The sequence below is a fragment of the Streptomyces mabaensis genome (assembly GCF_053763515.1).
Window position 1 is genome coordinate 48,827 of sequence record NZ_JBSOPZ010000005.1, and the last position, 18,571, is coordinate 67,397.

The following is an 18,571-nucleotide window of genomic DNA, read 5'->3' on the forward strand; positions in this document are numbered from 1 at the left end:
GCATTTTCGTCACCTCCTCGCCCGCGCCAGCTCCGCGATCTGCCCGGGCCCCACCCGGCAGCAGCCTCCGACCAGGCGGGCGCCGGCCGCCTGCCACCGGCTCACCCGCGCCGCGTCGAACGTGACCGGGCCGTGCCAGGACCTCGCTCGTGCATCCCACTCCTCCCCGCTGTTCGGATAGACGACGACCGGCTTGCCGGTCACCTCGGCCGCCACGGCCACCGCCTCGTCCGCATCCCGTGGCTCACAGCAGTTGATCCCCGCGGCGATGACCTGGTCCACCCCGGCCACGAGCGCCAGCGCCCGGTCCAGGGGCTGCCCGGCCCTCGTCGTACCGCCGCTGATGCTGTACGAGAGCCAGACCGGCACCCCGCACCCCTCCGCCGCCCGCAGCATCGCCTCCGCCTCGTCCGCGTCCGGCACCGTCTCCAGGGCGAGGACATCGGGCTCGGCGGCGGCCAGAGCCTCGATCCTGGGCCGGTGAAAACGCTCCAACTCCCCCACGGTCAGCCCGTACCGCCCGCGGTATTCACTGCCGTCGGCGAGTACCGCCCCATAGGGCCCCACCGAAGCCGCCACCCAGACCGCACGGTCCGGCGCCGTGCCGGCGGCGCGCCTCGCCAGCGTCACACTGCGCCACAGCAGCTCCTCGGCCTCCTTGCGCCCGGTGCCCCGCCGCGCGAATCCCTCGTAACTGGCCTGGTAGCTGGAGGTGATGAGGACCTGCGCGCCCGCCCGGACATAGGCGCGGTGCGCCGCCTCGATCTGTGCCGGGTCGTCGGCGAGCAGCCGGGCGGACCACAGGGCGTCGGAGAGGTCGCAGCCCTGCGCCTCCAGCTGGTTCGACAGACCACCGTCGAGGATGACAGCGCCCTGGTCCGACCCGAGCCCGAGCAGATCCATGCATCCATCATGACGCCCCCGCCGTCGTGTCGCGGGCCGCGCCCGGGGTGCTGCCCTGCTCCCGCGCCGTGTCCCGCAGCGTGAGTCTTCGGAGCATCGCGTGCACCCGGTCACTCGATTCGTCGGCGGCGTCGATCGCCTCTATGCACTGCCAGTACAGGCCCTCGTCGTCCGTGGCGCACGCGACCCCGACCAGCGCGATGCTCACCTCCCCGAGCAGCCCGCCGAGCCCGAGTAACGCCTCGCGCGCATCGGACACTTCGGAGAGCTGCGCCGCCCGGATCCCCCCGGCCCGCAGCACCAGGTGGTCCAGCACCCCGCAGCCGCGCCCGCCGGACTCGCTGAGCCCGCGGGCCTCGACCCTCAGCTCCGGCGGGCCGACGAGGGCCAGTTGGCCGCCGATCGCCTGAGCGAGGGCCTGCGCCTGCCAGGCCTCGGCCACGATGTCCAGCGCCCCCCGGCTCTGCGCCAGAGCGAGCCGCCCGGCCCTGATAAGCCGCACCGCATCCATGCGCGATCCCCCGTCCGTACGACTTCTCCCAGTACCGCTTCCACTACCCAGAGTGAAGGCAAGCGGCCCGGAAAGCCAGGGGTATTCGGAAATCTGTGGACACCAGAGCGGTTTGGGATAACTTCATCACTCCGAAGAGTGACGATCCATGCCCGGGGACGATGGCGACGTTGGCGACGACGCCGCGGACACCGGGAACCGCAGCTCATTCCGGTCGATCTTGGCCGACAGCGCCGCCAGCACATCGACCCCCAGCACCTCACAGAACTGCAGCAGGTACGCCAGCACGTCGGCGACCTCGTCCGCCACCCGGTGCGCGGTCTCCGGCTCCTCCATGACCCGCGCCGACTCCTCGGGGGTCAGCCACTGGAAGATCTCGACCAGTTCGGACGCCTCCACGCTCAGCGCCACCGCCAGGTTCTTGGGCGTGTGGTACGGCTGCCAGCCCCGTGCCGCCGCGAATTCGGCCAGCCTGCGCTGCAGTGCCGCCAGGTCCCGCGCTTCTCCCGATGCCTCCGTCACGGCACCAGGTCTACCACTGAGACGCCCGCCATCCCCCGGGCACGGTCCCCGTCGCCCACCGCCCCCACCAGCCGGATGTGGCCACGCCCGCACGACATCACCGCCAGCCGCACCAGTTCCCGGGTCTGCCGCGCGTCCAGACAGCGGTCGAGCCCGTCGGCCAGCACCGTGAGCACCTGCTGCGCCGGCAGCAGCTCCGCCGCCGGATCCACCGCCAGCACGTCCGGCCCGGTGAGCAGGACCAGCGCCAGGGCGAGGTAGCGCAACTCCCCCTCGCCCAGCCGCTCCACGGGGGTGCTGCCCAGCACGCCGCGGGCGAGCACCGCCCGTACCCGCCCGTCGGCCAGGTCCTCCGCGGTCAGGTCGTCCACCGGCCCCGCGCAGCCGGCCCGTAACGCCGTGATCAGTGCCGCGTGCCGGGTGGCGCACTCGGTCCGGGTGCGCCGCAGCACCTCGGCCAGGTTGTCGCAGCCACCGCGCAGCCGGCCGCCGCCGACCGGTACCGGCTCCCGCATCCGTCGGGGCTGGGGATCGCACGCGAAGACCGACCGCAGGGCCACCACCGCCTGCTCGGCGGCGGCCAGCACCTGCCGCTGCCCGTCCGTACTGCCCGCGACGCGCAGCGGCAGCAGCGCCGTCCCGAGCCGGTCGTCGGGCAGCGGCGCCCGCGTCACGGCGACCGCGCCGCCGGTGTGCCACGCGGCCTGCACACTGCTGCGGCCGGGATCGCGCAGCGCCGTCGTCAGCAGCGTCCGGCCGTCGGCGGTCAGCCGTTCACCGACGATGCGGAGTTCCGGCTCCGCCTGGACGGCGACGTCAAGCCGTACGGTTCCGGCCGGGCCGTCGACCGTACAGCCGATCCGGAATCCCCGCCGCCCCTGGGCGTCGGCGCCCGCCCGCTCGGGCACGCACCCTCCCGGATCCGGGAAGACCTCGCCGAGCGCGGCGCCCGAGCCGAGCCGCGCGAGCGCCTCGTACGCCTGCAGGGCACTCGACTTGCCGCTGCCGCTGGCCCCCGCGAACAGGGTGACCGGGCCCAGCGGATAGGCGGCGCCGCGGTGCGACTTGAAGGCGGACAGCCGCAGTTCGGTGACCGCGGGGCGCTTACGGGTTGCGTCCATGGACCGGACGCTACGCAGCGCAAAAGGTGGCGAACCGTTCCGTCTGGACGACCTTCCTACGAACGGGGGACGGCAGCGGCCGCGATGCCCTCGACCTCCGTGCCGGCCGGCGCCAGCAGGAAGACGTTCCGGTCGACCCGGTGCATCCCGCTGCCGAGCCCGAAGACGACGCCGCTGCTGAAGTCCAGGATCCGTTTGGCTACTTCGGTGTCGGCACTGGTCAGGTCCAGCAGCACCGGGATCTGGGCGACGAGGTACTCGGCGACCTCGCGGGCGTCCGCGAAGACCTGCACCCGCAGGACGACCATGCGACGCTGCTCGGCCGCGTACTCCTGGGGGAGGGTGTGGTGGTCCACCCGGGACGGCCATTCGTTGCGGCTGCGCAGCGGAACCACCTGGGCGAGCCCTTCCCACTGTTCGTCGGTGACGTCGTACCTGCTCACCGGACCCCCTCGCCCGCACGCTTCATCTGCATACCTCCATCCTCGCGCCCCTCACCCGTTCGGCCCAACAGCGACACGGCTCAGTGAATGACTCGAATGGCGGACATCACCGCGCCCCCGCCACCGATTCGGCCGAGCCTGATCGAAGGGTTTGTCAATCCGCGCACGTACGGAAGGAGACAGCGTCCGCGCACGTACGGAGCGACACCTGACGCGGCCGTACCCCCGGTCCGGGCCGACGACGCCTCCGCGTCTCCTCCCCTCCGCGCCGCCTGCACCAGGCACGGGCACGAGGACGCACGAGCGTGTCGCCGTACCACGATTCGCCGAAAGGTCTGGGACGCCCATGCGCATTCTCGGAATCAACGCTCTCTTCCACGACCCCGCCGCCGCGCTCGTCATCGACGGCCGGACTGTCGCCGCCACAGAGGAGGAACGCTTCTCCCGGCGCAAGCACGGCAAGCGGCCGGTGCCGTTCTCCGCCTGGGAGCTGCCGGTACAGGCCGCCGCCTGGTGCCTGGAGCGGGCCGGCCTGCGCCCGCAGGACCTCGACGCCGTGGCGTACTCCTTCGACCCGTCCCTCGCCCGGCCCGCGGACACCATGGGTCTGGACGACCCCTGGGACCACCTGCGGCTGGCGTACGCCCGGGAGGCGCCCGGCTTCCTCGAAGCCGCGCTGCCGGGCCTGAACCCGGAGATCGTCCGCTTCGTACCGCACCACATGGCGCATGCCGCGTCGAGCGCGTTCGCCGCGCCCGACGCGGGCAACTCGTCGGTGCTCGTCCTCGACGGCCGTGGGGAGCGCGCCTCGCACCTCGCCGCCCGCCGCATCCGGAACCGGCTGGAGCCGCTGCACGCGCAGGAGTTGCCGCACTCGCTGGGGCTGGTCTACGAGGAACTCACCGCCCACCTCGGATTCCTGCGCTCCTCCGACGAGTTCAAGGTGATGGCCCTCGCGTCGCACGGCACGCCGCGGATGCTGCCCGAGCTGCGCCGGTACATCCACCCCACCGGCAACGGCGGGTTCTGCGCGACCGGGGTGCCCTGGCACGAGATGTGCGCGCCCCGGCGGCCCGGCGAGGCGTGGACGCAGGAGCACGCCGATGTGGCGGCCGGCGCCCAGGCCGTGCTGGAGGAGACGCTGCTGGATCTGGCGCGCTGGCTGCACGGACGCACGCACGACAGTGTGCTCACCCTCGCCGGGGGCGTCGCACTGAACTGCGTCGCCAACTCCCGTATCGCCCGCGAGGGTCCGTTCTCCCGGGTGTGGGTACAGCCCGCCGCCGGTGACGCGGGCACGGCGCTCGGCGGCGCGCTGCTGCTGGCCGCCGGCGGGGGGCACGAGCCAGAGCCGATGACCGGCGCCGATCTGGGCCGGGACTGGTCCGACGCGGAGCTGGGAGCGTGGCTGAAGACGGCGGCCGTGCCGTTCGACCGGCCGGCGGACATCGCCGCGACGGTGGCCCGGGCACTGGCGGACAACGCGATCGTGGCCTGGTTCCAGGGCCGCTCCGAGTACGGCCCCAGGGCGCTGGGACACCGGTCGCTGCTGGCGCATCCCGGTCACGCGGGCAATCTGGAGCGGCTCAACGACATCAAGGGCCGGGAGCAGTTCCGGCCGGTCTCGCCGATGGTGCTCGCCGGGCGGGCCCGGGAGATCTTCGACGGCCCGCTGCCCAGCCCGTACATGCTGTTCGTCCACGACGTGGCGGCGGATTGGCGCGAGCGCATCCCGGCCGTCGTACATGTCGACGGCACCGCCCGGATCCAGACGGTGGACCCGGTCGGCGAGCCCCTGGTCGCCCGCATGCTCACCGAGTTCGAACGGCTCACCGGACTGCCCGTGGTGGTCAACACCAGCCTGAACACGGCCGGGCGGCCCATGGTCGACGACCCGCGCGACGCGCTGGAGTGCTTCGGCTCCTCGCCCGTCGACCTCCTCGCCATCGGTCCCTACGCGATCCGGCGCGGCGACTTCTTCCGCTCCTGCGAGGACGGGACCGCCGACGAGGGGAACGGGCGATGACGCCCCTGAGACAGCCCGGCGGGAACGGGCCGACCCGCGCCCGGGGTGGCGGACGGGGTCGGGACTGCTTCCCGCCGTGCGACGGAACGTCAGTAACGGATGACCCGCTCGCAGGTCAGGGGGTCGACGAAGTCCCTGGCCGCCGGGTCGGCGATGACCGTGTCGAAGCCGGTACCGCAGTGCACCCGGTCGAAGCCGCCGTTCCGGACGATCACGATGTCGTTGCCGCCCTTGGCGGCGACGGTGAGCCCGGCCGGCAGCGTCGGCCAGCCGTCGGGGTCGGTGATCCGGTCGCTGCCGTTCGCGGCGTCGATGGAGTCCTGTCCGGGACCGCTGTTGATGTCCGAGGGGATCGTCAGCGCGTCCTGAATGTTGAGCTGGTCGTTCTGGTCGCCACCGGTGAGGCGGAACCTGGTGGTGCCGGCGACCGGCCCGCAGTCCACTGCGTTCGGCCCGGCCGAGGTGCAGCCAGGCCCGGCGAAGACACCGGCGCCGTCGCTGACGCGCACCTGGCCCCCGACGTTCCCGAAGTCGACGGTGTTCGTCTCGCCGCTCAGCGCGGTCCACTGGACCTCGGACCCCTGACGGGTGGCGAGGGACGGGTTGGCCGCCGCGGGACCGGCGGCCATCACCGTGATGGCGACGGCGGCGGCGGATGTCGCGGCGACGCGGGCGAACGAAAGCAGGGACTTGCGCTTCATCGGTGTCTGTCCTTTGTGTGATCCCGAGAGGTGACCCGAGCCGGAGGTCCCCACGGCTTTACCCGTGCGTACTTCGATCGACGCCGCATACCGGGACAATCCGCCCGAACGGGCGTGCCAGAGTCAGAGCCAGCCCCTGCGTGCCGCTTGGACTCCGAGCTGGAATCGCGTGCGCGCGCCCAGCAGCTCCTGGAGCCGGCCCACCCGGCGGTTCACCGTGCGCTCGCTCACCTGGAGGTCTCTCGCGATCGCCTCGTCGGTGAAGCCCGCGCTGAGCAGGGCGAGCAGCCGTTGGGTGTCCGCGCTGGGCTCCGACCCCACGGCCGCGCCCTCGGCCCCGCTGGCCGCACCGACCGGCACGGCCAACCGCCAGAACGCCTCAAAGAGTTCGACCAGGGCGTCGAGCAGCAACGAGGGGTGGACCAGCAGGGCCATCACCTCCTTGCCCTCCTCGGGCGGTACGGAGATCAGGGCGCGCGCCGAGTCGGAGATGATCAGCTTCAGGGGGACCCCGGGGAAGGCCCGCGCGGCCTCGCCCGCCGAAATGCTCGCCCGCAGCGAACGCATGCCGATCTCGGTCTGCAGGAAGCTCGACTCGTAGACGACGCGGTAGGCGACCCCGCGCGCCATGCTGGGCAGCTGCCAGGGGTTGGGGCCGACCTCCTCCGGCTGGAGGTAGGAGCCCCGGTCGAAGGCCCGTACCTGGTCGCGCGCCTCGGCCTGCATCGACGCGAAGGTGCCGACGACGTCCTCCACGCCCACGAGCACCTCCGCGAACCGCGAACCGGCTCCGGTGCGGGCGGCGTACAGCTGGGCGAGGAGGTCGGCGGCCTCCCGCGCCCGTACGGCTTCGAGTTCCCGTTCCGCCGCCCACTTCTCCAGCGCGAGCCGGGGCGGCCGGGGGCGCAGGCCGCCGTCCTCGCCCCGCTCGACCAGGCCCAGCTCCTCGAGGCGGGCCAAGCGGTCGTCGTCGGGCCGGATCCGGCGATGCGGGACCGCTTCGGGCCCGTACCGCAGCAGCTCGCGGTAGAGCGCCTCGGCTTCCGGCGTGAGGCCTGGCAGGGACGGCTGTCGGGGCATGGCCGCCACCTTACGGATGTGCCGCGTGATACGGGCCGCCCGGGCGGGCGGTCGCGCGAGCCGCGCACCGCGCCGGGCCGCGGAGAACGCTGCGCGAACGTACGCACGGTGACGGGCACTTGGGCCCGCTGGTGGGGCCGCGGCGCGGGCCCCACCAGCGGAACCGTCAGTCGGCGGCGCGGAAGCCGCGCAGGCGCAGGCTGTTGCCGACGACGAATACCGACGAGAAGGCCATCGCGGCGCCGGCGATCATCGGGTTGAGCAGGCCGGCCGCGGCGAGCGGCAGGGCGGCCACGTTGTAGGCGAAGGCCCAGAACAGGTTCGACTTGATGGTGCCCAGCGTCTTGCGGGAGAGCCGGATGGCGTCCGCCGCGGCCCGCAGGTCGCCGCGGACCAGGGTCAGGTCGCCGGCCTCGATGGCGGCGTCCGTGCCGGTGCCCATCGCCAGTCCCAGGTCGGCCTGGGCCAGAGCGGCCGCGTCGTTGACGCCGTCCCCGACCATGGCGACCGAACGGCCCTCGGCCTGAAGACGCTTGACCACGTCGACCTTGTCCTGCGGCATCACCTCGGCGATCACCTCGTCGATGCCCACCTCCGCCGCGACGGACTCCGCGACCGCCTTGTTGTCGCCGGTGAGCAGGATCGGGGTCAGGCCCAGCGCGCGCAGCCGCCGTACGGCCTCGGGGCTGGTGTCCTTGACCGCGTCCGCGACTTCGAGGACTGCCCGTGCCCGGCCGTCCCAGGCCACCACTATGGCGGTCCGGCCGGCGGCCTCGGCCGCCGCCTTGGCGCGCTCCAGGCCGGCGGGCAGCTCTATCGCCCTCCCCCATAGCCCTTCGGGCATGGGAGGTGCCCCCATGCCGAGCAGCTTCTCGCGGCCCACCAGGACCGCGTGTCCGTCGACGACGCCCTGGACGCCGAGGCCCGGGAGGTTGGCGAAGTCCTCGGGGGTGGGCAGGGTGCCGACGCGTTCGGCGGCGCCGACGGCCACGGCCTGGGCGATGGGGTGCTCGGAGGCGTGCTCCAGCGCACCGGCCAGCCGCAGCACGTCCCGCTCGTCCTCGCCGTCGGCGGTGTGCACCGTCAGCAAGGTCATCTTCCCGGTGGTGACGGTGCCGGTCTTGTCCAGCACGATGGTGTCGACCTTGCGGGTGGTCTCCAGCACCTCGGGTCCCTTGATGAGGATGCCGAGCTGGGCGCCGCGGCCGGTGCCGACCATCAGGGCGGTCGGGGTGGCCAGGCCCAGCGCGCACGGGCAGGCGATGATCAGCACGGCCACCGCGGCGGTGAACGCGGCGGTCAGACCCGCGCCGCTGCCGAGCCAGAAGCCCAGGGTGCCCAGCGCGAGGGCGATGACGACCGGCACGAACACCGCCGAGATCCGGTCGGCCAGACGCTGGGCGGCGGCCTTGCCGTTCTGCGCGTCCTCCACGAGCTTCGCCATCCGCGCCAGCTGCGTGTCCGCACCCACGCGGGTGGCCTCGACCACCAGGCGGCCACCGGCATTGAGCGTGGCGCCGGTGACCGCGTCACCCACCCCGGCCTCGACCGGCACCGACTCACCGGTCAGCATCGACGCGTCCACCGCCGAAGATCCCTCGACCACGGTGCCGTCGGTGGCGATCTTCTCGCCGGGCCGGACCAGGAAACGGTCACCGACCCGCAGCTCGCCGGTCGGGATGAGCTTCTCCCGGCCGTCGCGCAGCACCGTGACCTCCTTCGCGCCCAGCTCCAGCAGCGCTCTGAGCGCGGCGCCCGCCTTGCGCTTGGAGCGGGCCTCGAAGTAGCGCCCCGCCAGAATGAACGCGGTGACCCCGGCCGCCGCCTCCAGATAGATGTTCCCCGCCCCGTCGCTGCGCGAGATCGTCAGCTCGAACGGGTGCGTCATCCCTGGCCTCCCGGCCGTCCCGAAGAACAACGCCCACAGCGACCACAGGAACGCCGCGCCCGTACCCACCGAGATCAACGTGTCCATGCTGGCCGCGCCGTGCCGGGCGTTGGTGAACGCCGCCCGGTGGAACGGCCAGGCCGCGTACGTCACCACCGGCGCGGCCAGTGTCAGCGACAGCCACTGCCAGTACTCGATCTGCAGCGCGGGCACCATGGCCATCGCGACCACCGGAACCGCCAGCACCACCGCCGTGATCAGACGCTGCCGCAACGGCCCGAGCTCGTCCGGCTCCTCGGCGCCGGATTCCCCGGGCACCTCGGGGCGGGCCGGAGCCGGCTCGGCGGCGGTGTAACCGGTCGCCTCCACGGTGGCGATCAGGTCCGCCACCGAGACGTCCGCGCCGCGGTAACTGACCCTGGCCTTCTCGGTGGCGTAGTTGACCGTGGCCTCCACACCGTCCATCCGGTTGAGCTTCTTCTCGATACGCGCCGCGCACGAAGCGCAGGTCATGCCGCCGATGGCGAGTTCAACCTCAGCGGTGGCGGAGACCGTCGTAGTCATCACTGCTCCCTCGAGTGTGGCCGGACATGTTTCCTCTTCAGGGAGACAGCATATACCCCTCGGGGGTATATGCTCCACCTCATGAACACCACCATGAGCACCACCGTGAAGATCACCGCGTTCAGCGCCGTACTCGCCGCGGCCTTCGGCGCCGCCTACGGCCTCGGCAGTGTCACCGGGCCCGTTGCCGGCACCGCCGAATCCGCGGCCCACTCCAGCCACACGGAAAACACCTCGACGGACCGGGGAGGCGGCCACGCGGACACCCCGGCCGGCGGACTCCAGATCTCCGAGGCCGGCTACACCCTCGATCTCAGGACCCCACGCGTGACAGCGGCACAGCAGACCGAACTCCGCTTCGCCGTACGCGACCGGGCAGGCCGGCCGGTCACCGCCTACCAGCGAGAGCACGACAAGGAACTCCACCTGATCCTCGCCTCACGCGACCTGGCGACCTACCAGCACCTGCACCCCGCGCGGGCCGCCGACGGCACCTGGAGCACCCCGGTCACCCTCCCCGCAGCGGGCGACTACCGGGTCTTCGCCGACTTCACCCCCGCCGGCAAGAACGCCACCAACCTGACCCTGGGCGCCGACCTCGCCGCCTCCGGGCCGTACAAACCCTCAGAGCTCCCCAAGCCGTCCCGCACCACCACCGTCGACGGATACACCGTCACCCTGGGCGGCGAGCTCCGGCCCGGCGCAGCGGAGGAACTCACGCTGAACGTCAGCAAGGACGGCCGTCCCGTCACCGACCTCCAGCCCTACCTCGGCGCGTACGGACACCTCGTCGCGCTGCGCGCCGGCGACCTCGCCTACCTGCACGTCCACCCCAACGGCGAACCCGGCGACGGCACCACCGAGCCCGGCCCGCGGATCACCTTCACCGCGACCGCACCCAGCTCAGCGACGTACCGCCTCTTCCTCGACTTCAAACACAACGGCACCGTCCGCACCGCGGCCTTCACCGTCCGGAGCGCAGCCACGACCGAAACCCCTCGGCCCGAACCCGAGGCCGACAGCCACCAGCACTGAGGGGCCGCTGTCTCAGTCGGTCCCGGCCAGGTGGTGCAACCGCAGGGCGAGCTGGAGTTCGAGGGCCCTCGCCGGGGTGTTCCAGTCCTGGCCCAGCAGGCGGGCGATGCGGTCCAGGCGCTGCACGACGGTGTTCACGTGGACGTGGAGGGCCGTCTTGGTCTTGGTGAGGCTGCCGCTCTGCGCGAAGTAGGCGTCCAGGGTGCCGGTCAGGTCCGTCCCGCGTTCGGCGTCGTAGGCCAGTACGGGGCCGAGGGTTTTCTGTACGTACCCGGCCACCCCCGCCTGGTCGCCGAGGAGTACGCCGATGAAGCCGAGATCGGTCATGGCACCGCCGTGGCCCGTCCTGCCCAGGGCCCGCAGGGCGGAGAGGCAGCGGTGGGCCTCGGCATGTGCGGCCGGCAGGCCGGCCGGCCCGGTGTCGGCGCCGGCCGCACCGACGGTGACATCGGCGGCGACCGCCTTGCCCAGCTCGGCGGCGAGGGCGTGGGCGGCCGCCCCGGGGTCCCGGGTCGGCATGACGAGCACCACATGCCCGTGGTGGAGTCCGGCCAGACCGTCCAGGGCCCGCGCGCTGCGGGCGGCGGCGGCGAGCAGCCGGTGCCGGGACGCCGTCTCGCTGTGCGCCACGAAGACCGCCTGCGGGCGGCCGAGGTCGACGCGCAGACGGCGCGCGCGGGTCGCCAGGCTGGTGGCGTCCCCGGTGGCGGCCAGCAGGTCGTTGAGCAGCTCGCCGCGCACCCGGTCCTCGGTTTCGGCCACCGAGCGGCGCAGCAGCAGAAGCAGCGCGGTGACGACGCTCGCGCGTTCGAACAACAGCCGGTCGGCGTCCGCGAGGTCCGGGCGGCCGGTCAGGGCGATACTGCCGAGCAGTTCGGGGCCCGCCAGTACCGCGCACACCCACGTACCGTTCACCGGTACGGCCCGGCCGCTGGCCCGGGAGGCCGCCACCGCCGGGGCCGGCAGGGGCAGCGGCTCGGTTCCGGTGCGCGCGAGTTCGGTACCCTCCGCGTCGTGGATGAGGATTCCGCCGGCCAGAATCGCGGCGATGGCGGCGGCGACGTCGTCGGCGCCACCGCCGCGCAGTACGAGATCGGTGAGCTGATCGTGTGCCTGCTCCGCACGGCGCATGGCCTCGCTGTGGGCCCGGATGGTCTCGGAGGCGGCATTGAGGTCGACCAGGGCGGCCCGGGTCTCCTCCAGCAGGCGGGCGCCGTCGATCGCGATGGCCGCGTGGTCGGCGAGCGAGGAGAGCAGGGCCACCTCGTCCGGCGAGAACTCGCGGGGCGCGCGGTCCGCGGCGTACAGGACCCCGATGATCTGGGGGCCCACGCGCAGCGGCACCCCGAGGATCGCTCGTAGTCCCTCTTCCCGGACCGCGCTGTCGATCGCCTGGGTGTGGTGGAACCGGGTGTCGGCCTGGTAGTCGCCCGTGACGTAGGGGCGGGCGGTCTGGGCGACCAGGCCGCCGAGGCCCTCGCCCATACCGAGCCGGACCTGCTGGAAGGCGGCGGCCACCGAACCGTCCGTGACCCGCATATAGGTGTCGCCCGCGGCTTCGTCGTTGAGGGACAGATACGTGACGTCCGTGCCGAGCAGCAGCTTCGCGCGGTGGACGATGGCCCGCAGTACGGCGTCCAGATCGCGCAGCGCGGCCAGGTCGCTGGCCGTGTCGAAGAGCGCGGTCAGCTCCGCCTCGCGCCGGCGGTGCTGGCTGAGGGTCCGCCGGATGCGCAGCGCCACACCGGTGGCCTCGGCGATGTCGGCCAGCTCGCCCGCCGGGGCCCCGAGGTCCCGGGCGGTGGCGGCGGGGCGGGCGAAGTCCTCCGCCGGTGCGCCCCGGGCCAGCAGATCGAGCAGCTGGCGCACGGCGGTCCGGGAACGCTGGTCGCCTGAGGCTGTCACGGTGGGGAGCATACGTCGATCACCTCCCGGGCGGGTTCCGGATGGAGGGCGGCTGCCCGCCGTGCGCGCTCCCCTAGGGCCTGTCCGGCGGATCTTGGCCGGGGCCACGACGCCTGGCACGGCACCTCGCTGCGTTGCCGAAATGCCCGAATAGCTCCGCTATTAGGGCACTCCGGCGCCTTGCGATGCACCGCACCAGACGCCGCGTCCTATCCGGCCCTGATCCGCCGGACAGGCCCTTGTTGCACGGCACGGCGGGCAGGACGGTGCGGGTCAGCTGCCGAGCGGGACCGTGTCCTGCCGGTTGCGGCCCGGCTTCGGGGCGAGGGCGGCGGCGCCGTCCTCGGCCAGGTTGCGGCCGCGGGTCTCCTTGGCGATCCATACGGTCACGGCGGTGACGAGCGCCGCGAAGCAGAGGTAGACCGAGACAGGCAGGGAGGAGTCGTAGTCCTTCAGCAGTTCCACCGCGATGATCGGGGCGAGCGCGCCTCCGATGATGGAGGCCAGCTGGGAGCCCATCGAGGCGCCGGAGTAGCGGACCTTGGTGTCGAACATCTCGGAGATGAAGGCCGCCTGCGGGCCGTACATCGCGCCGTGGAGCAGCAGGCCGACGGTGACCGCGAGGGCGATGACGGGGAACGACTTGGAGTCCAGCAGCGCGAAGAAGGCGAAGGCCCAGACGGCCATGCCGACGGCGCCGATCAGGGTGACCGGGCGGCGGCCGAGGCGGTCCGAGAGCGCTCCCCACAGCGGGATGGTGACGAAGTGGATCGCGGAGCCGATGAGGACCGCGTTCAGCGCGTCGCTCTTGGGGAGTTCCAGGTGGACGGTGACGTACACCAGCAGGAACGCCGTGAGGATGTAGTACGAGATGTTCTCGCCGAAGCGGGTGCCGATCGCGGTGAGCACCTCGCGCCAGCTCCTGCGGAACACCTCGACGACCGGGGGCTGCTCCTTGACGCCCGCCGCGGCCTCCGCCTCTGCCTTCGCCTTGGCCTCCAGGAAGACCGGGGACTCCGAGACCGAGATCCGGATCCACAGGCCGATCATGACCAGGACGCCGGAGAGCAGGAACGGGATGCGCCAGCCCCAGGCGAGGAAGGCGGCGTCGGACTGGACGGCGGCCAGCAGGGCCAGGACGCCGGTGGCGAGCAGGTTGCCGCCGGGCGCGCCGGCCTGCGGCCAGGAGGCCCAGAAGCCTCGCTTGTCGTCACCGCCGTGCTCGGAGACCAGCAGGACGGCGCCGCCCCACTCGCCGCCGAGGGCGAAGCCCTGGACCAGGCGCAGCACGGTCAGCAGGATCGGGGCCCAGACGCCGATGCTGGCGTGGGTGGGCAGCAGGCCCATCGCGAAGGTCGCCCCGCCCATCAGCAGCAGGCTGAGGACCAGCAGCTTCTTGCGGCCGATCTTGTCGCCGTAGTGGCCGAAGACGACTCCGCCGAGCGGCCGCGCGGCGAACCCGACCGCGTAGGTCAGAAAGGCGAGCAGCGTGCCCACCAGGGGGTCGCTGTTGGGGAAGAACAGCGTGTTGAACACCAGCGCGGCGGCCGAGCCGTAGAGGAAGAAGTCGTACCACTCGATGGTGGTGCCGACGAGACTGGCCGCGACGATGCGGCGGATGCCGCCTCTGGCGGGCTGAGCGGAACCGAGGGAACTCATGAGGCAGTCACCGTTTCATTGACAGGGCGGGGATGGTGGGGCGGGGGTGCGGCTTCGGCCGCGAGCGGTCCGAACGTGCGGTACGAGCAGGCGGTACGAACGTGCGGTACGGACGGTGGGGCGTCAGTGCGCGCCCCAGCCGCCGTCGACGGGGACCGACGCGCCGGTGATGTAGCCGGTGTGCGGGCCGCAGAGCCATACGACGACCGCGGCCACCTCCTCCGGCTCGATCAGCCGCTTGATCGCGGACCGGTCCAGCAGGACGTCGGCGACGACCTCTTCGGGGGCGATGCCGTGTGCGGCGGCCTGCGCGGCGATCTGCCCTTCGACCAGGGGCGTCCGCACATAGCCGGGGTTGACGCAGTTGCTGGTCACCCCGTGCGAGGCGCCCTCGAGGGCGGCGACCTTGCTCAGCCCTTCCAGGCCGTGCTTGGCGGCGACGTACGCGGACTTGAAGGCACTGGCCCGCAGGCCGTGCATGCTGGAGATGTTCACCACCCGGCCCCAGCCGCCCGCGTACATGTGCGGCAGGCACTGCTGCAGCAGCAGGAACGGCGCGGTGACCATCACCTTCTGGATCAGCTCGAACCGGGCCGGCGGGAAGTCCTCGATGGCGGCCACGTGCTGCAGTCCGGCGCTGTTGACCAGGATGTCCACCTCGTCCGGGAGTCCCCGGACCGCGTCGGCGTCGGCGAGGTCCACGACGTGCGGATGACCGCCGGTCGCCGTGGCGACGGCCTTCGCCGCCGCCGCGTCGAGGTCCACCACGTGCACCACGGCCCCGGCGTCGGCCAGCGCCTCTGCGCAGGCCCGCCCGATACCGCTGCCGCCGCCTGTCACCATGGCGGTGCGCCCCGAGAGGTCCACGCCGCCGGCACGGTGTGCGGAGGGTCCGGGAGCTGCGTGAAATTGGCTCGTCATGGCCGGAAACGCTAGAGACACCTGGCCGAACAGCCCATGTCTCCGGTCACCACAGTCAGGTCCGGCCAGGTGTGGCACATCACCACATCCGTGTCGGTGGGAACGCAACGAAACGGGGCCCTCGGTCGAGGGCCCCGTCGTCGTCGGTCATTCGCGCTGGTGGTGCCGTGCGTGGTGCCGTGCTACCCGGCCAGCGGGCAGCTGGTCACCAGGGTCGCCGCGGCCGCCCCCTCGGGCCGGGGTACGGTCCGGCTGGGCGGCGGCTGCTGGCCGCGCCGGAGCCAGTCCTCGAGTGCCGTGAAGGCCGAGCGGTGGCAGGGGACGAGCGGCCGGAGCTTGTCCGGGAACGTGTCGAAGAGCGAGTCGGCGTGCGTGCCGCCCTCGACGCGGTAGTACCGGAACAGGCTGCCGCGTCCGGCGTCACGGACCATGTCGGCGTAGACGTCCGAGTCGCGGCTGATGGGAAGCAGGACGTCCAGGGTGCCGTGCAGGGTGATCAGCGGTTTTCCTATCCGTCCCGTCAGCGAGATCCGTTCCACGGCCTCGTGGACCCCGTCCGGCCGGGCCGCGTAGTCGTAGTCGGCGTCGCAGCCGGCCGTGCCGGGCGCGCAGTACGGGGTCCCCGCCTCCGCGGATCCGTCGAAGCCCGGGTCGAACTCCTCGCGGTAGACGCGTTGCGTCAGGTCCCAGTAGACCTGGTGGTGGTAGGGCCACAGGAACTCGGAGCCCGCCGGGAAGCCGGCCGCGATCATCTCCTGGTGGGCGCGGTCCGCGCCGGGCCCGCCCGCCGCGTAGGCGGGGTAGGAGCGCAGGGCGGGCGGCAGGAAGGTGAACAGGTTCGGCCCGTCCGCCCGCCACAGCGTGCCTTCCCAGTCCACTCCCCCGTCGTACAGCTCGGGATGGTTCTCCAGCTGCCAGCGGACGAGGTAGCCGCCGTTGGAGATGCCCGTGGCCAGGGTCCGCGTCGGTGGCCGCAGATATCGCTGGGCGACCACGGTACGGGCGGCCCGGGTCAGCTGGGTGACGCGCTCGTTCCACTCGGCGACGGCGTCGCCCGGTTCGGCGCCGTCGCGGTGGAACCCCACACCGGTGTTGCCCTTGTCGGTCGCGGCGAAGGCGTAGCCACGGGCGAGCGCCCAGTCGCCGATGGCCCGGTCGTTGGCGTACTGCTCCCGGTTACCGGGCGAGCCGGAGATCACCAGTCCGCCGTTCCACCGATCGGGCAGCCGGATGACGAACTGGGCGTCGTGCTTCCAGCCGTGGTTGGTGTTCGTGGCCGACGTGTCGGGGAAGTAACCGTCGATCTGGACGCCGGGTACGCCGCTGGGCGTGGCCAGGTTCTTCGGGGTCAGCCCTGCCCAGTCGGCCGGGTCGGTATGGCCGGAGGCGACGGTTCCGGCCGTGGTCAACTCGCTGAGACAGTCCGCCTGTTGCCGTTCGGCCCCCGGTACATGCAGCCGGGCCATCCTGGCGCAGTGCCCGCGGTCCGCGGAGTCCGGTGCCAGGGCACCTGCCGGGGCCGCGGTGACCGCGAGCAGCAGCGCCGCTCCCGCGGCGGTACGGCGCAGCCGCCGGCCGCCGGCCGGCCCCCGCGGCTCGGGTGGCGTGCTGGGAGGACCGGGCTTCACTCTGCGCATGGATGTGCCTCCAGATGTGTGAGAGCTGTCGGGCAGGACCTACTAGGGGCAGCCGTTGTCGGCGATGACGTAGTAGCCGGCCGGTGACTCCTTCAGCGTGTGGGTGACGAACGTGTTGTAGAGGCCCATGTTCTGGTTGGAGCCCTTGGCGTAGGCGTAGCTTCCGTCGGTGGTGGCTCTCCCTGCTTGCACCTGCTGGTAGTTGTTCGCGGTCCAGCACTTCGCGGCCGCACCGGTGGTGGTGGCGCTCACCTCTGCCGATCGCGCTCCCTCGGCGCCCGCCGCGTCACGGGCGGCCACCGAGTAGGTGTGGGTGGTGCCCGGGCTCAAGCCGGTGTCGGTGAACGGCGGAGCGGTGGGGGTGGCGATGCGGCTGCCGTCCCGGTACACCGCGTACGAGGCGGCGCCACCGACGCTGTTCCAGTTCAGGCCGACCGAGGTGTCCGTCGTACCCGTGACGGTCAGGCCGGCCGGAGCGGGCAGGCCGCCGGTGCCGGGGCCCGAGCCGTCCAGGCCGAAGAAGGAGGTGATCCAGTAGCTGGAGCAGATCGAGGCGATGAAGTTGGCGGTCCCGGTCGCACCGCACTGCTGTGGCCCGGTGCCGGGTTCGACCGGGGTGCCGTGGGCGACGTTCGGTACCCGGTTGACCTCGACGGCGACGCTGCCGCCGGCGGTGAGGTACTGCTCCCTGCGGGTGTTGTTGGGTCCGATCGTCGAGCTGCGATCGGGACTCTGGTCCAGGGCGTGCACGGCGGTCCACTGGTCACGCAGTTCGTCCGCGTTCTTCGGCACGACCTTGGTGTCGTTGTCGCCGTGCCAGACGGCCACCCGCGGCCACGGGCCGCCGTAGCCCGGGTGGGCGTCCTTCACACCCTGCGCCCAGGCGGCAGGGGTGCGGTCGACACCCGGGCTCATGCAGTTGAACGCGGACGAGACGTCGTCGGCGCAGTCGTACGGCACACCCGCGATCACCGCCCCGGCCTTGAACACGTCCGGGTAGGTGGCGAGCATGACCGCGGTCATCGCCCCGCCGGCCGACAGGCCCGTGACGTACGTCCGGTCGGGATCGCCCCCGTAGGCGGATCCGGCATGGGCGACCATCTGCCGGATCGAGGCGGCCTCGCCCTGGCCGCGCCGCGTGTCGCCGGGCTCGAACCAGTTGAAGCACTTGCTGCCGTTGTTGGAGGACGTCGTCTCGGCGAACACCAGCAGGAAGCGGTGCTGGTCGGCGAACTTGCTCAGCCCCGAGTTGTCGGCGTAGATCTGGGCGGTCTGACTGCAGCCGTGCAGGGCCACGACCACCGCCGGATTCGCCGGGAGGGAGGCCGGCCGGTACACGTACATGTTCAGAGCACCCGGGTTGGCACCGAAGTTCGTGACCCTCTGCAGGGACACAGCCGCGTGCGCCTCGGGAGCCGGCGCGAACAGCGCGGCCCCGGACGCGAGCGCGACGGCGGTGACCAGACCGCCCAGCCCCCGGAGCCGGCGCCTGAGCCATCCCGCACGGCGGGGCGGCGGGCTCGCCGGGGTCGGTGGTGATGATTCCTCGTACGACAGCATCGAAGCCTCCTGCGGGTGGCGGCACAGGGCCGGGCGGATCCTGGGACTCAGCCGCCCGCGCCGGTGCAGGGCACGAGCGGCTGAGATGCCGGTCA

General features: G+C 72.5%; 15 protein-coding genes. 2 read left to right on the forward strand and 13 right to left on the reverse strand.

Going from position 1 to position 18,571, the window contains the following annotated elements; genetic code table 11:
* Positions 1-9: 9 nt before the first annotated feature.
* The 5 genes from mmuM to ACWV17_RS05985 form a co-directional block, all read right to left on the reverse strand.
* On the reverse strand, positions 10-903 hold the full coding sequence (gene mmuM, locus ACWV17_RS05965) for a homocysteine S-methyltransferase (RefSeq protein ID WP_455358776.1): 894 nt from the start codon (positions 901-903) through the stop codon (positions 10-12).
* A 7-nt stretch (positions 904-910) separates the two neighbouring features.
* Positions 911-1,414, reverse strand: a complete 504-nt coding sequence (locus ACWV17_RS05970) for a DUF6099 family protein (protein ID WP_455358777.1) — start codon at positions 1,412-1,414, stop codon at positions 911-913.
* Between the two features lie 126 nt (positions 1,415-1,540).
* Positions 1,541-1,936 carry a nucleotide pyrophosphohydrolase gene (locus tag ACWV17_RS05975; protein WP_455358778.1) on the reverse strand — a complete coding sequence of 132 codons (396 nt, stop codon included), beginning with the start codon at positions 1,934-1,936 and terminating at the stop codon, positions 1,541-1,543.
* Entirely contained in the window at positions 1,933-3,057 is a 1,125-nt protein-coding gene (locus ACWV17_RS05980; RefSeq protein WP_455358779.1) for an AAA family ATPase, read from the reverse strand. Before ACWV17_RS05980 ends, ACWV17_RS05975 begins: the two co-directional genes overlap by 4 nt.
* A gap of 56 nt (positions 3,058-3,113) precedes the next feature.
* Positions 3,114-3,500: a cell division protein SepF gene (locus ACWV17_RS05985; RefSeq protein WP_455351972.1), complete on the reverse strand. Its 387-nt coding sequence runs from the start codon at positions 3,498-3,500 to the stop codon at positions 3,114-3,116.
* Between the two features lie 346 nt (positions 3,501-3,846).
* Here ACWV17_RS05985 and ACWV17_RS05990 point away from each other — a divergent pair, with 346 nt between their 5' ends.
* Positions 3,847-5,526 (forward strand): carbamoyltransferase family protein, encoded by a 1,680-nt coding sequence (locus ACWV17_RS05990; RefSeq protein ID WP_455358780.1) that lies wholly within the window; start codon positions 3,847-3,849, stop codon positions 5,524-5,526.
* An 89-nt stretch (positions 5,527-5,615) separates the two neighbouring features.
* On the opposite strand, the gene ACWV17_RS05995 is transcribed toward ACWV17_RS05990, so the two are convergent.
* The 3 genes from ACWV17_RS05995 to ACWV17_RS06005 form a co-directional block, all read right to left on the reverse strand.
* Positions 5,616-6,227 (reverse strand): hypothetical protein, encoded by a 612-nt coding sequence (locus tag ACWV17_RS05995; protein ID WP_455358781.1) that lies wholly within the window; start codon positions 6,225-6,227, stop codon positions 5,616-5,618.
* A 123-nt stretch (positions 6,228-6,350) separates the two neighbouring features.
* Positions 6,351-7,307 carry a helix-turn-helix transcriptional regulator gene (locus ACWV17_RS06000; RefSeq protein ID WP_455351969.1) on the reverse strand — a complete coding sequence of 319 codons (957 nt, stop codon included), beginning with the start codon at positions 7,305-7,307 and terminating at the stop codon, positions 6,351-6,353.
* A gap of 166 nt (positions 7,308-7,473) precedes the next feature.
* Positions 7,474-9,759 carry a heavy metal translocating P-type ATPase gene (locus ACWV17_RS06005; protein ID WP_455358782.1) on the reverse strand — a complete coding sequence of 762 codons (2,286 nt, stop codon included), beginning with the start codon at positions 9,757-9,759 and terminating at the stop codon, positions 7,474-7,476.
* Between the two features lie 93 nt (positions 9,760-9,852).
* Between ACWV17_RS06005 and ACWV17_RS06010 the strand changes: the two genes are divergently transcribed.
* Entirely contained in the window at positions 9,853-10,794 is a 942-nt protein-coding gene (locus tag ACWV17_RS06010; RefSeq protein WP_455358909.1) for a hypothetical protein, read from the forward strand.
* A 12-nt stretch (positions 10,795-10,806) separates the two neighbouring features.
* On the opposite strand, the gene ACWV17_RS06015 is transcribed toward ACWV17_RS06010, so the two are convergent.
* The 5 genes from ACWV17_RS06015 to ACWV17_RS06035 all read right to left on the reverse strand — a co-directional run bounded on the left by ACWV17_RS06015 (position 10,807) and on the right by ACWV17_RS06035 (position 18,476).
* On the reverse strand, positions 10,807-12,711 hold the full coding sequence (locus ACWV17_RS06015) for a helix-turn-helix domain-containing protein (protein WP_455358783.1): 1,905 nt from the start codon (positions 12,709-12,711) through the stop codon (positions 10,807-10,809).
* Positions 12,712-12,972: 261 nt separating this feature from the next.
* Positions 12,973-14,358 carry an MFS transporter gene (locus ACWV17_RS06020; protein WP_455358784.1) on the reverse strand — a complete coding sequence of 462 codons (1,386 nt, stop codon included), beginning with the start codon at positions 14,356-14,358 and terminating at the stop codon, positions 12,973-12,975.
* A 123-nt stretch (positions 14,359-14,481) separates the two neighbouring features.
* Positions 14,482-15,279, reverse strand: a complete 798-nt coding sequence (locus ACWV17_RS06025; protein WP_455358785.1) for a 3-hydroxybutyrate dehydrogenase — start codon at positions 15,277-15,279, stop codon at positions 14,482-14,484.
* A 182-nt stretch (positions 15,280-15,461) separates the two neighbouring features.
* Positions 15,462-16,916 carry a 3-hydroxybutyrate oligomer hydrolase family protein gene (locus ACWV17_RS06030; RefSeq protein ID WP_455358786.1) on the reverse strand — a complete coding sequence of 485 codons (1,455 nt, stop codon included), beginning with the start codon at positions 16,914-16,916 and terminating at the stop codon, positions 15,462-15,464.
* A gap of 42 nt (positions 16,917-16,958) precedes the next feature.
* Complete coding sequence (locus ACWV17_RS06035) at positions 16,959-18,476, reverse strand: extracellular catalytic domain type 1 short-chain-length polyhydroxyalkanoate depolymerase (protein WP_455358787.1); 1,518 nt, start codon at positions 18,474-18,476, stop codon at positions 16,959-16,961.
* Positions 18,477-18,571: the final 95 nt, after the last annotated feature.